Source organism: Idiomarina sp. H2 (genome assembly GCF_004364275.1).
Classification (GTDB): Bacteria; Pseudomonadota; Gammaproteobacteria; order Enterobacterales; family Alteromonadaceae; genus Idiomarina; species Idiomarina loihiensis.
Map to the genome: position 1 here is coordinate 59,638 of NZ_SNZY01000002.1, position 16,962 is coordinate 76,599.

At 48.5% G+C, this 16,962-nt stretch carries 21 protein-coding genes; 10 read left to right on the forward strand and 11 right to left on the reverse strand.

Annotated features, from left to right (window positions below):
- Positions 1–8: 8 nt before the first annotated feature.
- From ftsX to ftsY, 3 genes are read right to left on the reverse strand one after another with little or no spacing between them, the layout of a single operon-like run.
- Complete coding sequence (gene ftsX, locus DET62_RS02500; RefSeq protein ID WP_110013023.1) at positions 9–998, reverse strand: permease-like cell division protein FtsX; 990 nt, start codon at positions 996–998, stop codon at positions 9–11.
- A complete protein-coding gene (gene ftsE / locus DET62_RS02505) occupies positions 995–1,672 on the reverse strand; it encodes a cell division ATP-binding protein FtsE (RefSeq protein ID WP_011233490.1) in 678 nt (225 codons plus the stop codon). Before ftsE ends, ftsX begins: the two co-directional genes overlap by 4 nt.
- Positions 1,673–1,674: 2 nt before the next feature.
- Positions 1,675–3,048 carry a signal recognition particle-docking protein FtsY gene (ftsY, locus tag DET62_RS02510; protein ID WP_110013022.1) on the reverse strand — a complete coding sequence of 458 codons (1,374 nt, stop codon included), beginning with the start codon at positions 3,046–3,048 and terminating at the stop codon, positions 1,675–1,677.
- A gap of 103 nt (positions 3,049–3,151) precedes the next feature.
- Between ftsY and rsmD the strand changes: the two genes are divergently transcribed.
- Positions 3,152–3,733 (forward strand): 16S rRNA (guanine(966)-N(2))-methyltransferase RsmD, encoded by a 582-nt coding sequence (gene rsmD, locus DET62_RS02515; RefSeq protein WP_011233488.1) that lies wholly within the window; start codon positions 3,152–3,154, stop codon positions 3,731–3,733.
- Positions 3,730–4,032 (forward strand): membrane protein, encoded by a 303-nt coding sequence (locus DET62_RS02520; protein WP_011233487.1) that lies wholly within the window; start codon positions 3,730–3,732, stop codon positions 4,030–4,032. The genes rsmD and DET62_RS02520 overlap by 4 nt, the downstream gene beginning before the upstream one ends.
- Here DET62_RS02520 and DET62_RS02525 read toward each other — a convergent pair.
- Positions 3,980–4,588, reverse strand: a complete 609-nt coding sequence (locus tag DET62_RS02525; RefSeq protein WP_110013021.1) for a YjaG family protein — start codon at positions 4,586–4,588, stop codon at positions 3,980–3,982. The genes DET62_RS02520 and DET62_RS02525 overlap by 53 nt on opposite strands.
- 62 nt (positions 4,589–4,650) lie before the next feature.
- Between DET62_RS02525 and DET62_RS02530 the strand changes: the two genes are divergently transcribed.
- Positions 4,651–5,610 (forward strand): threonine/serine dehydratase, encoded by a 960-nt coding sequence (locus DET62_RS02530; protein WP_110013020.1) that lies wholly within the window; start codon positions 4,651–4,653, stop codon positions 5,608–5,610.
- Between the two features lie 18 nt (positions 5,611–5,628).
- On the opposite strand, the gene DET62_RS02535 is transcribed toward DET62_RS02530, so the two are convergent.
- The 4 genes from DET62_RS02535 to DET62_RS02550 form a co-directional block, all read right to left on the reverse strand.
- Positions 5,629–6,060 carry a VOC family protein gene (locus DET62_RS02535; RefSeq protein ID WP_011233484.1) on the reverse strand — a complete coding sequence of 144 codons (432 nt, stop codon included), beginning with the start codon at positions 6,058–6,060 and terminating at the stop codon, positions 5,629–5,631.
- A gap of 29 nt (positions 6,061–6,089) precedes the next feature.
- Entirely contained in the window at positions 6,090–6,320 is a 231-nt protein-coding gene (locus tag DET62_RS02540) for a hypothetical protein (RefSeq protein ID WP_050731324.1), read from the reverse strand.
- Between the two features lie 214 nt (positions 6,321–6,534).
- On the reverse strand, positions 6,535–7,707 hold the full coding sequence (locus DET62_RS02545) for a cystathionine gamma-synthase (RefSeq protein ID WP_011233482.1): 1,173 nt from the start codon (positions 7,705–7,707) through the stop codon (positions 6,535–6,537).
- Between the two features lie 28 nt (positions 7,708–7,735).
- Positions 7,736–8,701, reverse strand: a complete 966-nt coding sequence (locus tag DET62_RS02550; protein WP_011233481.1) for a cysteine synthase family protein — start codon at positions 8,699–8,701, stop codon at positions 7,736–7,738.
- 128 nt (positions 8,702–8,829) lie between these two features.
- Here DET62_RS02550 and ltaE point away from each other — a divergent pair, with 128 nt between their 5' ends.
- Positions 8,830–9,852: a low-specificity L-threonine aldolase gene (gene ltaE, locus DET62_RS02555; RefSeq protein ID WP_110013019.1), complete on the forward strand. Its 1,023-nt coding sequence runs from the start codon at positions 8,830–8,832 to the stop codon at positions 9,850–9,852.
- 117 nt (positions 9,853–9,969) lie between these two features.
- Here ltaE and DET62_RS02560 read toward each other — a convergent pair whose 3' ends face one another.
- The 3 genes from DET62_RS02560 to DET62_RS02570 all read right to left on the reverse strand — a co-directional run bounded on the left by DET62_RS02560 (position 9,970) and on the right by DET62_RS02570 (position 12,252).
- Entirely contained in the window at positions 9,970–10,308 is a 339-nt protein-coding gene (locus tag DET62_RS02560; RefSeq protein ID WP_110013018.1) for a hypothetical protein, read from the reverse strand.
- A 29-nt stretch (positions 10,309–10,337) separates the two neighbouring features.
- Entirely contained in the window at positions 10,338–10,619 is a 282-nt protein-coding gene (locus DET62_RS02565) for an ADP-ribosyl-(dinitrogen reductase) hydrolase (RefSeq protein ID WP_110013017.1), read from the reverse strand.
- A gap of 85 nt (positions 10,620–10,704) precedes the next feature.
- A complete protein-coding gene (locus tag DET62_RS02570; RefSeq protein ID WP_110013016.1) occupies positions 10,705–12,252 on the reverse strand; it encodes a YifB family Mg chelatase-like AAA ATPase in 1,548 nt (515 codons plus the stop codon).
- Positions 12,253–12,432: 180 nt separating this feature from the next.
- Between DET62_RS02570 and DET62_RS02575 the strand changes: the two genes are divergently transcribed.
- From DET62_RS02575 to DET62_RS02600, 6 genes are all read left to right on the forward strand, one after another.
- Positions 12,433–12,813 (forward strand): hypothetical protein, encoded by a 381-nt coding sequence (locus DET62_RS02575; RefSeq protein ID WP_011233477.1) that lies wholly within the window; start codon positions 12,433–12,435, stop codon positions 12,811–12,813.
- A 49-nt stretch (positions 12,814–12,862) separates the two neighbouring features.
- On the forward strand, positions 12,863–14,947 hold the full coding sequence (locus DET62_RS02580) for a protein-disulfide reductase DsbD domain-containing protein (RefSeq protein ID WP_110013015.1): 2,085 nt from the start codon (positions 12,863–12,865) through the stop codon (positions 14,945–14,947).
- Positions 14,931–15,461, forward strand: coding sequence for a protein disulfide oxidoreductase (locus DET62_RS02585; protein WP_243833594.1), 531 nt, complete (start codon positions 14,931–14,933; stop codon positions 15,459–15,461). Before DET62_RS02580 ends, DET62_RS02585 begins: the two co-directional genes overlap by 17 nt.
- Positions 15,462–15,490: 29 nt before the next feature.
- Positions 15,491–16,222 (forward strand): DsbA family protein, encoded by a 732-nt coding sequence (locus DET62_RS02590; RefSeq protein WP_110013013.1) that lies wholly within the window; start codon positions 15,491–15,493, stop codon positions 16,220–16,222.
- A 129-nt stretch (positions 16,223–16,351) separates the two neighbouring features.
- The gene (locus DET62_RS02595) at positions 16,352–16,597 is read left to right on the forward strand and encodes a type II toxin-antitoxin system CcdA family antitoxin (protein ID WP_034819139.1); all 246 of its coding nucleotides are present in this window, start codon (positions 16,352–16,354) and stop codon (positions 16,595–16,597) included.
- On the forward strand, positions 16,597–16,914 hold the full coding sequence (locus tag DET62_RS02600) for a CcdB family protein (protein ID WP_034818972.1): 318 nt from the start codon (positions 16,597–16,599) through the stop codon (positions 16,912–16,914). The genes DET62_RS02595 and DET62_RS02600 overlap by 1 nt, the downstream gene beginning before the upstream one ends.
- Positions 16,915–16,962: the final 48 nt, after the last annotated feature.

A 16,962-nucleotide genomic window follows, 5' to 3' on the forward strand; every position in this document is an offset into this window, starting at 1 on the left:
ACCCCATTTTATTCAGGTTCTATGCTTTGTATATGACGTCTTACAGCTAAGTAAGAACCTGCTAAACCTAATCCTACAGCGACCAACCATATAATCAACAGCTCGCCTAACGTCAGACCATTTAATTGGAAAGGCGTTTCGTAAAGTTCAGTTAAATCTACTACGGCGCTCTCGACCCACCAGATCAGTAACGCGGTAGCTAACCAGGCAACCAGTCCGCCAATAATTCCGTACCAGACTCCGGTGTATAAAAAAGGACGCTGAATAAACGCGTTAGTCGCGCCGACCAGTTTCATCACCATAATTTCATCACGCTTGGACAGTATATTTAACCGAATCGTATTCCCTACAATAAGCACCACCGACAAACACAGCACCACAGCCAGCGCTCCAAGAATATCTTCAATTAAATTGAGAATTCCCTGTAGTCGGTTAAGCCATTCCAGGTCCATTTTCGCGTAAGCGACTTCGCGCTGTTTTTCCAGCCGGTTGAGCAATTCCTCGGCTCGCTGCGGTGAGCGATGCGAGTCAGCCGGAATAACCACCAACACGTCCGGCAGCGGGTTTGATGACAGGTAATCCAGTGTTTCACCAAAGCCCGACTCTTTCTTAAACTCTTCCAACCCCTGCTCTTTTGGAATAAGGCGCACTGACTCAACACCTTCGGAGAGTTCCGTTTGCGTTTTTAATGTATCGACTTCAGATTGCTGCAGATCCTTCCTTAAAAACAAGGTAACTTCAGAGGCTTCCTGCCAATTATCAGCAATACTGGTAGTATTTTTGACTAACACGTAAAGTGACGACGGCAGCGTCAGACTCAGCCCCAGTACCGCCATTGTCATAAGAGAAGCAAAAGGATTACGCCACAACTCGCCTAAACTCGCAATGGCCTGCTGGGCATGATGCACAGGAACCATAACGAGTCTGCGCCACCAGGGCAATCGGCCGCGATTACTGGCACCTTTTTCAATGCTGCGGTTGCGGAACAATAAACTCATAGTTCACTGTCCTCCAGACCATCGTTAATCATACGTCCGTCTTTTAAAGTTAGCGTGCGGTAGCGTAAGCGTGCAATGAGGCCTAAATCGTGGGTGGCAATGAGGACAGCAACACCGACTTTATTAAATTCTTCAAACAACCGGATAATTTCCATCGACAACTTAGGATCGAGGTTACCGGTGGGCTCATCGGCCAGTAGCAAAGGTGGCTTAGTCACAATAGCGCGGGCAATACCCACTCGTTGCTGCTCACCACCGGATAACATTTTCGGATAGTGTTTTACTTTGTCGGCTATACCCACTTTCTCCAGCGCAGCCACGACACGCTTGCGCGCCTCCTGAACACTGTAGCCTTCGATAATCAGCGGCAACGCAACGTTATCAAATACCGTTTTATCCATGAGCAGGCGGTGATCCTGAAAAATCATGCCAATATCACGACGCACATAAGGCACTTGCGAGGGCTTAATCTTTCGCAAATCGTGCCCGTTAATCAGCACCCGGCCTGCGGTTGGTCTTTCCATTAAACTGATGAGTTTAAGCAAGGTACTTTTACCCGCACCGGAATGGCCCGTTAAAAAGGCCATTTCACCGGGCTCTACGTGGAAGTCGACATGGCTTAGCGCCTGATGGCCTCCACGATAGGTTTTACTGACTTGCTCAAAGCGGATCATGATTAACTCGCTGTTGTCTGTTCTGATTCATCTACGTTACGGTCAAATAGCGCCGCGATAAAGTCTTTTGCCACAAAAGGCCGTAAATCTTCTAAGCTTTCGCCCACACCAATATAGCGAATAGGAATAGCGAACTGGTCTGCGACCGCGAAAATCACCCCGCCTTTTGCGGTGCCGTCAAGCTTGGTCATCACAATACCCGAAACGCCCACAGCCTCGGTAAAGAGTTTTGCCTGACTAATAGCATTCTGTCCGGTACCAGCGTCAAGCGTCAGCATCACTTCGTGCGGTGCTTCCGGATCCAGCTTTTTCATTACCCGAACCAGCTTTTTCAGCTCTTCCATCAGGTTGGCTTTATTTTGCAGGCGTCCGGCAGTGTCCGCAATAAGCACATCAACGTCGCGTGCTTTAGCGGCCTGCAGCGCGTCATAAAGAACTGAGGCACTGTCGGCTCCAGTATGCTGAGCAATAACCGGAATGTCGTTACGCTCGCCCCAAACCTGCAGCTGTTCTACCGCCGCCGCACGGAAAGTATCTCCTGCAGCCAGCATTACCGACTTACCTTCAGCTTTAAATTGCTTAGCCAGCTTACCAATTGTGGTGGTTTTACCCACACCGTTTACGCCGGTCATTAGAATCACATAAGGCGACTCAGATTCCGGTATTTCCAGGCGTTTATCGACTGGCTTTAAAATCTCAGCTAATTGCTCTTGTAACAACTCATACAAAGCTTCCGCGTCTTTTAACTGCTTACGGTCGGCCTGTTTTGTCAGGTTGTCGATAATTTTGGTGGTGGTCGCGACGCCTAAATCCGCCATTAATAACTGAGTTTCAAGCTCTTCAAACAGATCGTCATCAATTTTCTTACCGCGGAATACGCCAATAAGACCGGAACCGATAGAACCGGAAGTTCTGCGTAAACCTTGAGTCAGGCGAGCCCAGAAACCTTTCTTCTCACCCTTCTCTTTTGGTGCGGCTTCAGTTGTTTCTGGCTTAGCTTCGGATTTAGTTTCTGATTCTGGCTCTGGTTCAACTGTGGGCTCAGGCTCGGTAACCACTTCAGGCTGAGCTGCTTCTTTCGCTTCCGGAGCAGTTTTTGCCGCATGTGATTCAGCGGTAACTTGCGCGCAATCTTCCGCGGCACTGGGCAACTCTTCACGCGTTTCAGTTCGTTCAGGTTCTGGTTCTGGCTCAGGCTTTGGTTCCGCCGTTGGTTCAGACTCTGGTTTAGTTTCCGGTTTCGTTTCGGGCTCTGATTCTGCTCCGGACTCAGGCTCTTGCTGCTCCTGTTCTTCTACTACTGCATCTTCTTTTTTCTCTTCGGCCTCGGGTGCTTTCTTATTACGCTTTTTCTTAAACAGCGAAAACATCGACATATTGGTTTCCTTGGAACTGACACGCAGGAATCGTTAAACTATAGGCTTTAGTTTACCATGCTGTTAACAAACTGACGACGGTCTGAATAAAGGAAGCCACAGAGTGAGACAAAAACGCCAGACAAGCGCCAGCGGCGACTATCGGATTATTGGCGGAAAATGGCGCGGTCGTCGCCTTCCCGTTGCCGACAGCCCGGGTTTACGTCCCACCACGGACCGCGTACGCGAAACTCTGTTTAACTGGCTGCAGTGGGACATTACTGACGCCCGGGTGCTGGACTTATTTGCCGGCAGTGGCAGCTTAGGTTTCGAGGCTGCGTCGCGTGGAGCGGCTCAAGTGACCCTGATAGAGGCCGTAAAAACGGTAAGCCTGCAGTTACAGAATAATGTCACCTTGTTAAGCAGCGAAAACATTGATGTTATTACTCATAACGCACTCGACTGGCTGCAAACTGAATCCGCTGAAGCCTACGACATGGTTTTTATTGACCCGCCGTTTCGCGAAGGTCTGGCTGATAAAACATTAAAACTACTGGATGAAAGCAACTGGCTGGCAGCCGACAATCAGGTGTATCTGGAAACAGAAAAAGAGTGGCCTTTGAAATTACCGGCAAACTGGCGTGTGTTCAAAGAGAAAACTCACGGACAAGTTTGCTTTCGCTTACTGACGAAGGACATAGCATGAAAGTTATTATTATTGCGGGCAAAGTGGTTTTTGCCGTTATCTGGCTGGGTCTTTTTGCTCTGCTTGCAGGAGCTAACGGCGAGCTCAGCACTCAGTCCATTGGTTTGCTGAGCTTATTATTAGCCATTATGGTTATTACTCACTTGCTGCTGCTTGGTATTTTTGTTGCCACTATGAAAGAAGCCTTTCCCTGGCGCAAAGGCGACAGCTGGCAAATTCTGGCCTTTGGCATTTTCGCCTGGCTGTCTATTCTTCAGCGTCCAAAGCCAGACCAAGGTTCGACACCCCCTCGTCGTTAAGCATCATTTTTAACTGGCTTACCAAAGCTCTGTTTACCGCAGGCTGTTGTTCAAGAAAGTTGATCATAGCCTGCTGAATCGCAACTTCATATTCCATTAATTCATGGTTCTGAACGTGTTCTTTTAACTGCTCGGTACCCACTTCTTCGGCGTCATTTAATTCAATAAATTTCGCCACACTGGCTTGTGATATTTTTGCCACATCCAGAAAGTTAGATCCGTTATCGTCCAGCAGCCCCTGCAACAACGTACTCAACGCCGTGCAGGCATCCATTGCCGGGTAGACACCCAGCATATCGTGCCCGTATTCACTGGGCGTTTGCTCGTCGACTTTTTCCTGCCAGCGGGCAAAGTTAACCTTCGTTTTCTTCGGGTTCGCGACCCAGTCCCAGCAGGCATTTAGCGTGCCGTGCAAAGGTTTACTGTCGCCAAAGCCGGTTAACTGATGGAAGAAGTCGTAATTAGGAACCATGCGTTCGCACAAATATAACGCCATAACAATTTGCTGTTCACGCGGCAGTTCGCGTATGCGCTGAAAGGTATCGAGTTGACTCACGTTCCGGCTCCAGACAGTGTATGCTTATCACTGTGTCGTTTTATTCGTTAAGGGCTCGTATTATGCCGAAGTTATCGCTCCCCTGCCATGCCGATGTCGTACAAGCGCAGCAAAGAATTAATAGCTATACCGTCAAGACCCCTGTACTGACAAACCCTGCGTTAAATCAGCAATTGGGCTGCGAATTATTTTTCAAATGCGAGAATTTGCAACGTACCGGGGCCTTTAAATTCCGTGGTGCCACTAACGCGCTACTTAAACTTAGCCCGGAACAGCGCCAGCAAGGGGTTATCACCGTGTCTTCCGGCAATCATGGTGCGGCATTAGCCCATGCAGGTAAAGCTTTGGGTGTAAAAGTAAAAGTGGGTGTACCCACTAATGCTCCCGCAATAAAACGGCAAAATATTGAAGCCGGAGGTGCGGAAACTACCGACATAGAACCCGGTATGGCAGCGCGTGAAGCCATTGTGGCCAAGTGGCAAAAGGAAGGTAAAAGTCACTTTATACCGCCTTATGATCATGCCGACATTATTGCCGGTCAGGGCACAGCAACACTTGAGTTACTGGAGCAAACTGACGCACTGGATGCTGTAATCACGCCACTGGGTGGTGGGGGCTTGCTTTCAGGTGCCTGTCTTGCCTGCGACGGTACCGAAATACAAGTGTTCGGTGCGGAGCCGGAATTAGCAAATGATGCTTTCTTGTCATTAAAAGCCGGAGAGCGGCAACCGGCGTTACCCGCAAAAAGCCTGTGCGATGGTTTACTGACTCAAATCGGTGAATTGCCGTTTGCCATTATTCAGCAACGTATCAGCGGTATCTTAGTCTTGAAGGATGAAGACACCCTAAGCGCCATGAAGCTGATTTGGCATCATCTGAAAATTATTGTGGAACCGTCGTCTGCTATCGCTTTAGCTGCAGTTATACAAAATAAGTCGCTATTTGAAGGTAAACGAGTGGGGTTGGTGCTGAGCGGTGGTAATGTTGCAGCGCAGCCGGAAGATATAAAGCTGCGCCAGTAGTCGAGCCTATATCAAAACTTAGGTTGCGAAGATTTGACTGTCGTCGTTGAAGGTCTTGAATTCTAGCGCATTACCGCAGTAATCGTAGAAAAACATGGTGCCCTGCTCGCCTGGCTTACCTTTAAAGCGAATGTAGGGTTCTATGACAAACTCAATATCCGCAGCTTTCACACGTTCTGCCAACGCTTCCCAGTCGTCACGTAATAAGACAACGCCAAAATGTGGAACAGGAACCGAATGACCATCAACGCCGCTGTGATTTTTTAAACCGGCAACATTGGGTGCTACATGAGTCACAAACTGGTGACCAAAGAAGTTCCAGTCTATCCATTCGTCACTGCTGCGTCCCTGTGACAGCCCAAGCACATCGCCATAAAACGCACGGGCATTATCGAGTGAGCTGACAGGAATGGCTAAATGAAAGGGTCGTACATTAGTTGTGTCTGACATACTGCTAAATTGCCTTGCTCTTTAGCCACTTAATGGCTGAGCTTTGCCGTTATGTTTTGTGGTGTACTGGTTTGCGGCGAACGACGCCACATTCTGACACCAATAGCGAACACAAGAAGCGCCCAGTTTACCGGTGGAATGAAACCGGCGGTTAATACCGCTAACAAATTCCATAGTGGTTTTTTCTGATGCTGGCCCACTAAAGTATAAAACAATAGAGCGGCTACGAGTCCTTGGAGTACCATGAGGCTCAATAGCATAAGTCTTTCCTTTTCGTTATTTAAAAAACGTCTTTGCGTTTCTGTTTTTTGTTCTAAATCAGCTTTTACTCGCAAGTAATTACTGATAGATAAAGACTACTCAATTATGACTAAACTGTAAAACTTTGTATAAGTCTATGAAATTAAAAGTAAAAAACCGACCAAAAGGCCGGTTTTACATATTAAATATTGAATTTTTAATCGTTAATAGCGATTAAAATGCATTAAGCGCGTTGTCTAAGTCGGCTTTAAGATCATCCAGATCTTCAATACCAACAGACACTCGCACGAAGTTATCCAGAATGCCTAACTTCTCACGATTCTCTTTTGGAACCGATGCGTGAGTCATAATAGCCGGGTGCTCAATCAGCGATTCAACGCCGCCCAGGCTTTCCGCCAGAGCAAACACTTCTACCGACTCCAGGAATTTGCGCGCCGCTTCTAAATCACCTTTCAGTAAAATAGAAATCATGCCGCCAAAGCCCTGCATCTGCTTTTTAGCCAACTCGTGCTGAGGATGGCTTTCAAGTCCCGGGTAAATGACTTTTTCCACTTTCGGGTGTTGCTCAAGCCACTTAGCTAATTCCATTGCCGCTTCATTGTGATGACGCATACGCAATGCCAACGTCTTCACGCCGCGCAGTGCCAGGTATGAGTCAAACGGACCGGCAATAGCACCTGCTGAGTTCTGTAAGAACAGCATACGCTCAACCAGGTCGTCATTGTCGCCCACAACAGCAATACCGCCGACCATATCAGAGTGACCATTGAGGTATTTGGTTGCCGAATGCATAACCATGTCTGCGCCCATCTCCAGCGGACGCTGGTTAAACGGCGTAGCGAAGGTGTTGTCCACCACCACAATAATGTCCGGGTTCTTTTTCTTCGCCAGTTTAACGATGGCTTCAATGTCGACCAGTTTCAGCATCGGGTTGCTTGGCGTCTCGACCCAAATCATGCGGGTGTTGTCCTGAATGCTGGCTTCCACTGCGCTTAAGTCAGCTAAGTCGACATAAGAGAATTTCAGGCCAGCAGAGCGTCCGCGCACTTTATCGAATAAGCGGAAGCTACCGCCGTATAAATCGTCCATAGCAACGATGTGGTCGCCGCTGTCCAGCAGTTCCAGAATGGTCGAGGTTGCTGCCATACCAGACGCAAAAGCCAGCCCTTGCTTGCCACCTTCCAGCGATGCAACCGAACGTTCCCAGGCAAAACGCGTGGGGTTGTGTGAGCGTGAATACTCAAAACCTTTGTGTTGGCCCGGGCTTTCCTGAGCATAGGTAGAGCTGGTAAAAATAGGAGGCATTACCGCACCGGTAACAGGCTCCGGAGACTGCCCGCCGTGAATGGCGCGCGTCGCGAATTTCATTGTCTTTTCATTTGCCATGATTCGGTTCCTTAATTTACAACAAGTATTACAGCAGGTTTTGCTCACGCATCCAGTCGTCGTTGAACAGCTTGGACAAGTAACGGTTACCCGTATCACAAGCTAGCGTCACAACGCGTTTTGGCTCGGTTTGTTGTTGGCAATAACGCAGCGCCGCTGCAATTAAAGTTCCGCTTGATGAACCCACCATAACGCCTTCTTTTTCCAGTACTTTACGCGCGGTTTGCATGCCTTCTTTATCAGAAATAGCAAATGCAGTATTGGCTAATTTAATATCACAAATGGTCGGGATAAAATCTTCACCAATGCCTTCGGCCAACCAGCTGCCAGCTTCCACTTCTTCGTTACGGTTAACCAGTGGTTCTAAAATAGAACCTGCCGGATCAGCCAACACTAAGTCGATATCGCTTTTTTGTTCGCGTAAATAACGGCCAACACCGGTTAAGGTTCCGCCAGAGCCAACACCACAAACGAACGCATCCAGTTTACCTTCCATTTGTTCCCAAATTTCCGGACCAGTGGTTTTGTAGTGAGCATCGACGTTTGCCGGGTTTTCAAATTGGTTTACATAGTAGTAACCGTTTTCTTCCGCCATGCGCGCCGCCATGTCCTGATAATATTCAGGGTGGCCTTTTTGCACATCGGAACGCGTCTGTACCACTTCGGCACCCATAGCACGCAGGTTGTTTACTTTTTCCTGGCTCATTTTGTCCGGCATAACAATTTTCAGCGGATAGCCTTTACTCGCCGCCACTAACGCCAGACCCAGTCCGGTATTACCGGCCGTCGCTTCAATAATGGTATCGCCCGGCTTTAATTTGCCTTGCTTTTCAGCCTGTTCAACCATTTCCACCGCAATACGGTCTTTAATAGAGCCGCCCGGGTTCTGCAGCTCGAGTTTTAAATACAGCTCGCACGGGCCGGTGTCCATATTGGTAACGCGCACCATTGGCGTGTTGCCGACCATTTCCATTACATTATTAAAAACTTTCATATTGGCTCGCTTTGTTGTCGAGTGTCTGGTTCAATATTAGGCCATTATCCCTTGACTGAGCTCGCTAAACAACCTTGCGCTTAGAACCGGATGATAGTTGTTATAACTAACCCCAAAATGAGGCTGTTATGCTGGATTTACGCAGTGATACCGTAACCCTTCCCAGCGCTGCTATGCGCACCACCATTGCCGAAGCGACCGTCGGTGATGATGTTTATGGTGAAGACCCGTCAATTAACGCGCTGGAAAAGCGGGTGGCTGAATTGCTGGGTAAAGAAGATGCTTTGCTGTGCAGCTCGGGTACCCAAAGTAACTTACTGGGGTTAATGAGCCACTGCCGTAATGGCGAAGAATACATTGTGGGCCAGGAATATCACACTTACCGGTACGAAGCCGGCGGCGCTGCAGTTTTAGGCAGTATAGTGCCACAGACGGTAGAAGTAGAAGCCGATGGCACCTTGTCGCTTGAAACTATTGAAAAGCGTATAAAACCCAACGATCCGCACTTTCCTATCACCCGCTTGCTGGCCTTTGAGAATACCCACGGCGGGCAGTTAATAGACCAGGCCTATTTTGATAAAGCCCGTATTCTGGCCGACCAGAATGGTTTGTCCATGCATTTAGACGGCGCGCGCCTGCCCAACGCCGCTATTGCCAGCGGCCGCAGCATGGCGGAACTTGCCGCGCCTTTCGACAGCGTGTCTCTATGTTGTTCAAAAGGTCTTGGTGCGCCTATTGGTTCACTGCTGGCAGGCTCAAAAGAATTAATTGCCCGCGCTCGACGTTGGCGCAAAATGGTCGGCGGCGGTATGCGTCAGGCCGGGTTTGTTGCCGTAGCCATTGATTACGCGTTAACGCATCAGTTTGAGCGTATACAGCAGGACCACGACAACGCGAAATGGTTGTTTGAACAACTTTCTGAGTTGCTGGCAGGTACCGAAGCCAAAGTCGGCTATTCCGGTACCAACATGACCTTTGTCGATTTGTCCGATGCTATACCAGCAGATAGCCTACGGGAACTGATGGCAGAACACGACATTAAACTGCCCGGCGGCCAAAAGCTGCGGTTGGTATGCCATTTGGATGTCAGCCGTGAACAGTTGGAGCGTTTCGTTGAATTGTTCAAACAGTGGCTTAGTAGCGAGCGCTGAGGTTGCTGGCTTCGTAGCCTGACGTTCACGTCAGGTGGGGTGTCAAGCTAACCACCAATGATAATTCTTACCTCTTGGTATAAACGGGCAGATCGCACCTGATGCAATAGCATCAGGCTACCCTTCTTCGGCTTCTTTATCTTCTGGGCCTTTGATTTCCATGACCTGAGCTCTTTGCTTCAGGACTTTCTTTTCCGATGCCACAAATCGCTTCAGGAGTTGCCTAATTAGCGGTTGGTATCCCAAGTTATAATGCTCTGCGATGGTCTTCAAATCGTCGATGAGCTCTTCCTCCATACGAATAGATATAGGCCGCAGTCGCGCAGACTGATTGATTGCATCTTCAATTGCCTGGTCAAATCCCACACGTTCTACATAAGCTTCTTCTTGACCTAATTCACCACTATCCCATTTTTCATCTTGCTCAACCGCTTCTCTGATATCTTCTCTTTTCATACGACTCTCCAATTCATGCAGGGATACTGCTAGCTTCCATACTTTTCATAGATTCTTTGCTCTAACGAGTTAGCTTCATAAGCAGTCTTTATATAGATAGCTCCGTTAGAATGAATGAAGCAAACTTTTAGCTTTACCCCGTTATCTGTCTCGGATACAAACCGTTGAGTAGGTGGAATGGTGCCATGCTTCTCTCTTTGATCTTTCAAGAAGCCACCTTGTCTATTTGCAAAAGCCTCTCTGATCATGCTTTCTGAGACGTTATGCTTGTTCTTTAGTTTTTCCCTAACTTTATCGCTAATTTCCAGCACAACTCCTCCATTGAATTGTAGCGTAATACATCTGTATATACAAAAGGCTCATAAATAAATTGGGACCGAACCTGATGCGGCAGCATCATAAGCTCTGCACCTGCTCGATAAGCCGATCCAACGCACGATAATTCAATGCCTCTGCCAGATGCTGTTGTTCTATTTTTTTGCTGTCGGCTAAATCGGCAATGGTTCGGGCTAAACGAAGTGTTCGGTGATAGGCCCGATGCGACAATTTCATTTTCTCGGCCGCTTTTGCCAAAAAAGCTTCGCTTTGTTCAGACAAAAAACATATCTGCTTTAACACTTTTGGTTTTAACTCGCTGTTTAAGCAACCTTGTCGCATTAGTTGGCGATGCCGAGCTTTCTCGACTAAGCTTTTTGCTTGTAATGAGGTCATGGGCTGAGTCTTGTGCTTAGTTGCCCCCTTTAAACTCATAGACTCGCTCTCTCGGGGCACCATCACCTGTATATCAATACGATCTAACAGCGGTCCTGAGAGTTTACTTAAGTATTTTAAGATTTGATCCGGGGTAGAACGGCAGTTAGCTAAAGAGCCATCGAATTGACCGCAGGGCGAAGGGTTCAGCGCGCAAACCAGCTGAAAATTAGCCGGGAATTTGACGTTGTATCCTGCACGACTAATGGTAATTTCACCACTTCCGAGTGGTTCACGTAAGCAGTCCAATACATGTCGACTGAACTCGGGCATCTCATCTAAAAATAATAACCCATTGTTTGCTAAGGATATTTCTCCCGGACGAACAGAATTACCCGCGCCCCCTCCGACCAACGCCGCAGCAGTACAAGTATGATGAGGAGATCTCAGTTCTCGCCGGGTCAGAGCGTCCGCATGATGGTAATCAAAAGACACCGACTTAACCGCCGCAATTTCCATGGCTTCCTGCTCGGTCAGTGGAGGTAATATGCCATTAAGCCGTTGCGCCAGCATGGTTTTTCCCGTACCTGGTGGCCCGACGAACAACAAGTGGTGCTTACCGGCCGCCGACAACAACAAAGCTCGTTTTGCCTGCTCCTGCCCAACCACGTCGGCTAAGTCGCCATCATGGTTCGATGATTCCTTTGCCCAATTTATCGGCTTTGATTCCCTCAGTGGCTGGTGATCGTGCAAATGTTCATAAACACTGACCAAATCGGCCGACAACCAGCTCTTTTGTTCACGTACTAACCCGGCTTCCTGCTCGTTAGCAATAGGCACAAACGCCTGCCGCTTTTTATTACGACACGCCAATAAGGCTGGGATTAAACCATTCACAGCCCGCAACTCGCCGGTTAACGCCAGCTCACCATAGAATTCTGCTTGCTCTAAAATACTGTCCGGTATTTGTCCCGAAGCCGCCAATATCCCCACCGCTATGGCCAAATCATAACGCGCCCCGGTTTTGGGGATATCCGCTGGCGCCAAATTCACTGTAACACGCGTGGCTGGCGGGTATTCAAATCCCGCGTTCATCAAGGCGGTTTTGACCCGATCACGAGCCTCCTTAACCGTGGTTGCCGGCATGCCGACCATAGTAAAGCCTGGCATTCCCCTTGCCAGATCCACTTCAACCCGAATTTCCGGCGCATGAATACCTATCAATGCCCGGGTATAAACTCGCGCTAACGCCATCTGTCTCTCCGTGACTAAACAACGGCGTAACTATAAGCCTTGGGAAAATTCCTGTCTGTAAGCTAAACACTTCAAGCAACGACCGATATCATTCCTTCTCTCACTTGCTTTTATACCCACTTCTGTCATCATCTTGCCTTAATTAAGAGTAAACCGAATAACCAAGGGTCACCAAAAGCCATGTTCCACCAACTGAATCAACAGTGTCGAAAAGGTCGGTATATAGCACCATTGCTATTCCTGGTTTTTATGCTGTGTTGGGGACAAAACTTTGGTTGGCTGGAAGGCTGTCCTAAGCATCAGGCTGCACCCGCGGCTGAACAGCTTGTAGGAAGCCATGCGGACCTGGAAGCAAAACACGAAGGCGCCGAAGCCGACTGCGACAAGACAACGCACTTATTGCAACAATTCAAGTCAGACATAACCTACGCGGCACTGTCTTTCTTTGTTCTTCTGACTTTGGCGCTGAAAGCCACTGTGAACAAGCAATTAGCGCCTCCCCTCTTTTTCTTTTCCTGTAAAAGGCGACCCCACGCCGTATTTTGTTGCTTTCTGGAGTAAGGCTTCCAACAGGTTTTTACCTTTGGAATACTAACTTCAGGAGTAATGTATGAATAAAATTTTACCGTTATGGCTCGTATCGCTTATTGCTGCGCTGCTGATTTACAGCGCGCAAAGCCTAGCAGAAACGCCGTCTACCGGTTGGCTGAGTCATGAAGATCATCCACCGGTGTCGGTGAAGCTAGAACTGACCGGCCACTATGAAGCTGAGCGCAACCTACTACCCGCCCTGCTGCATGTTGAGCTGGATGAAGGCTGGAAAACCTACTGGCGTTCACCCGGCGAAGGCGGCATACCGCCAACCTTTGACTGGGCTAAATCAGCCAATATTAACGATATTGAGTGGCACTGGCCGGTGCCCTCGCGCTACAGCATTCAGGGTATTGATACCGTTGGGTATCAGGGATCGTTGACCTTTCCGTTAATGGTACAACTAAGCCCCGATGCCCGGCAGGCAAACATTAGCGGTACACTGACTATGTCGTCCTGTACCACCGTTTGTGTGTTAACGGACTACCCAATTGACGTGCACGTTGATCTGGACACCCTGACCGTCGACAGTGATCGCGCGTTTGCCTTTAATCAGGCCACGGGCAAGGTGCCTCGCGAATACGACAGCAATAACGTGAAGCAGGCTATTTGGTCCGACGCCAACCAGCGCGTTCAATTGACCATAGAGCGTGACAGTGGCTGGCAAAACCCACAGCTGTTTATACACAGCAACGACGAGACTTTGGCCGACGCAGAGTTTTCATCACCAGATATTCAGGTGGAAAGCAATTCGCTCACGGCGAATGTTGACGTTAGTCACTGGCTGGATCTGCCGGACCTAAACGGCGCTGAACTTATAGCGACAGTCAGTGATGAAAAGTTTGCCGCTGAATATAAGATTCAGCTAACCGCAGGCACTATTGCTAATAACGCACCGCCGCTGTGGGCCATTTTACTTATGGCATTAGCTGGTGGGCTTATTTTGAACATTATGCCTTGCGTGTTGCCGGTACTGGGTTTGAAAGTTCAGAGCCTGATGCTGTCAGGAGTACAAGAACCGAAGGTCGTGCGTAAGCAGTTTTTCGCGTCGTCATTAGGTATTATCAGCTCGTTTCTGGTCATTGCCCTGGGGCTTATGGCGCTTCGCTGGTCAGGCGGTTCTGTCGGCTGGGGTATTCAATTTCAGAACCCTTACTTTATTGCCGCACTAGTGGCTATTACCTGGCTGTTCGCACTGAACTTAATGGGCGCCTTTGAGTTTAAATTGCCGTCTTCTTTGAGTACCAGTGCCGCAACCGCCGGCGATGACAGCTACAAAGGGCACTTCCTGCAAGGCATGCTGGCCACCTTTTTGGCAACACCTTGTACAGCGCCTTTTTTAGGCACCGCAGTGGCCTTTGCATTAGCTGCTGAGTCATCGGTTATTCTGCTGATTTTTGCCGCGCTTGGGGTTGGTATGGCGCTACCCTGGTTACTTATAGCCGTGTTCCCGAGAACCGCAAAATTACTGCCCAAACCCGGTCGCTGGATGCAGTGGGTAAAACCCATTTTCGCCACTATGATGCTGGCAACCACGGTCTGGCTGACAACCTTGCTGAAAAACTTTATCAGCAACGAAGTATTCCTGGCACTAACCGTCGGTTTGTCGGTTCTGACATTGGTGATTATTGGTAAAGTGCATGGCCGCAAAGCGCTGATTTTATCCATTGGTGGCTTTTTAGTATTAGCTGCCATTGTCGGTACGACGTTAATTCTTACCGCGGATCGTTGGGTCAACAAACTACCACAGGACCACCACTGGCAGCCACTAACCCAGCAGCGTATTGATGAAGCCGTTGCCAGTGGCCAAACCGTGTTTGTGGATGTGACCGCAGACTGGTGTGTGACCTGCCAGGCCAATAAAGTCGGCGTATTACTGCAAGACCCGGTATTTACAGCCTTAGGTCAGGAACATGTCACCCGCCTGCGCGGCGACTGGACCAAAGCCAACGAGCGCATCACGCAATACTTAAAGGCCAACAATACCTTTGGTGTGCCCTTTAACAAAGTCTACGGACCCGGCGCTCCGGACGGTATAACGCTGCCCGTAGTGCTCAGTAAAGACAAAGTCATGGACGCGCTGGAGGATGCTCGTGAGCAATAACAAAGCCAAAACGTCGTGGACAAAGCGGCTACGAACCGCAGCGCTTTATATTGTCCTGTTCTCGGTCGTCGCTTTCGTAGTCGATGCCTTTCGTAATAGTGACGTGCCGGAGTCTGTGCCGGCTGAGCTGTCGTCACTAACGGACATAAACGGCGAGCAATACAACTTACGCGAGATGAGCAAGGACAGCCCGGTTGTGCTGTATTTCTGGGCAACCTGGTGCCCTGTTTGCCCGGCGGTCTCGCCTACAGTTGATTACGTTGGCAACCACTACCCGACCATTAGCGTGGCACTGCGCTCTGGCAACAATGACAAATTGAAGCATTACGCGCAGGCGAAAGGGTATGAGTTTCCTATTGTTAACGACAACCTCAACCGCGTATCAAACGGCTGGCAGGTATCTGCCACGCCAACCATCATCATTATTGAAAACGGTGACATTGTTTCGGCGACAGCCGGAGTCACAACACCTCCCGGTTTGTTTATTCGTCTTTGGTTTCACCAGTTTTTTTGAAGTAACTCATTTTTAAGTAGGAAAGTTGTATGAATTTTATCTATAAAACGTTTTTCATCGTTGCTTTTATCTTTAGCAGCAACGTATTTGCGCAAGATTTAAACCCACAACAAGAAGAAGGTTTGGAGAAAGTCGAACAGCTATTGCGTGAAAACCCGCAGCTAATCTCAAACATTCACAGAGGCTTGCAGCGCTTTTTAGAACAGCAAAGTGAGCAGAAAAATGCCTTTGCTAACCACCAGGAATGGCTGTATCAGTCGGCGGCACATCCAATTTTAGGTGACCAAGATGCGCCGCATAAAATCATTGTGTTTACCGACTACAACTGTCCGTTTTGCAAGAAGTTAGAGCCTGGCCTTCATAAACTGATTGAGGAATACCCGTCTATTCAGGTTGTGAACATTTTTGTGCCATTGCGCCAACAGCAGGTTGATGGGCTCAAAACCAACTCAGCTCTTTATGGGCTAAACCTTTGGCGCAATGACCCTAAGGCATTCTTTGAAGCTCACAACTTAATGATGAAAAAGTCGGGCATGCACACCGCTGATTCACTGCAAAGTGTTGCGCAAGTCACGAGTACCGAGGCCTTTTTGTCACCGTCCGGCGAGAGCGAGGCGGTTATCCGCAAAAATATGTCGGCGTTTCGCGATTTAGGCTTTCGCGGCACACCGACTATTATCATTGGTCAGCAGGTAATGCCTGGTTACATCCCTTATGACAAGCTGGAAGAAATAGCGACAACACAGTTCAATCTGAATTAATCAGTGTTCATCACCAGCCTGATATGAAGCCTCAAGGATAAAGGGTTAACCATCTGAAGTTAACTCTGCTATAATCCATGCGCATAGTTGATGCGCATGGATTACGAATTTTTAATAACAGGTGATAAAATGGCTGCTTACACAACTGCTTCTCCTGCAAAGAAGCCGACAAATGTCAGTATTAACGCTGAACTTCTGGCAAAAGCAAAATCGCTTGATATCAATTTATCGGCGACACTTGAGTCTGCATTGAAGGAACAAATTCGTTTAAAAGAACAAGCGCATTGGCTGAAGGAAAACTCTGACGCAATGGAAGCGTATAATCAATTTGTAGAGCGCAACGGAACATTCAGCGACAGCGTGCGAAAATTCTAATGAGTCAATTCGCCGTCTACGCCAATAACAATACAGCGACACGCACAACCTACCCCTATCTTATTGATGTGCAGAGTGACCTGCTGTCAGCCTTAGCGACAACCTTAGTGATACCTTTGATACCCGCTCCGCTGGCTGAATCCTTCCAACTCACCAAGCTGAACCCGGATGTTACCGTTGAGGGAAAGACATTCGCATTGATGACACAAGATATGGCCAGTATTTCAAGAACTCAGCTTACTCACGTGGTCGACGACTTATCCCACGACAGAGATAGAATCACCGCAGCTATCGACCTGCTATTTTTTGGAATATAACGATAGTGACAAGTTTCCAGGTTTGACGAATAAATTGAGAGCTATAAT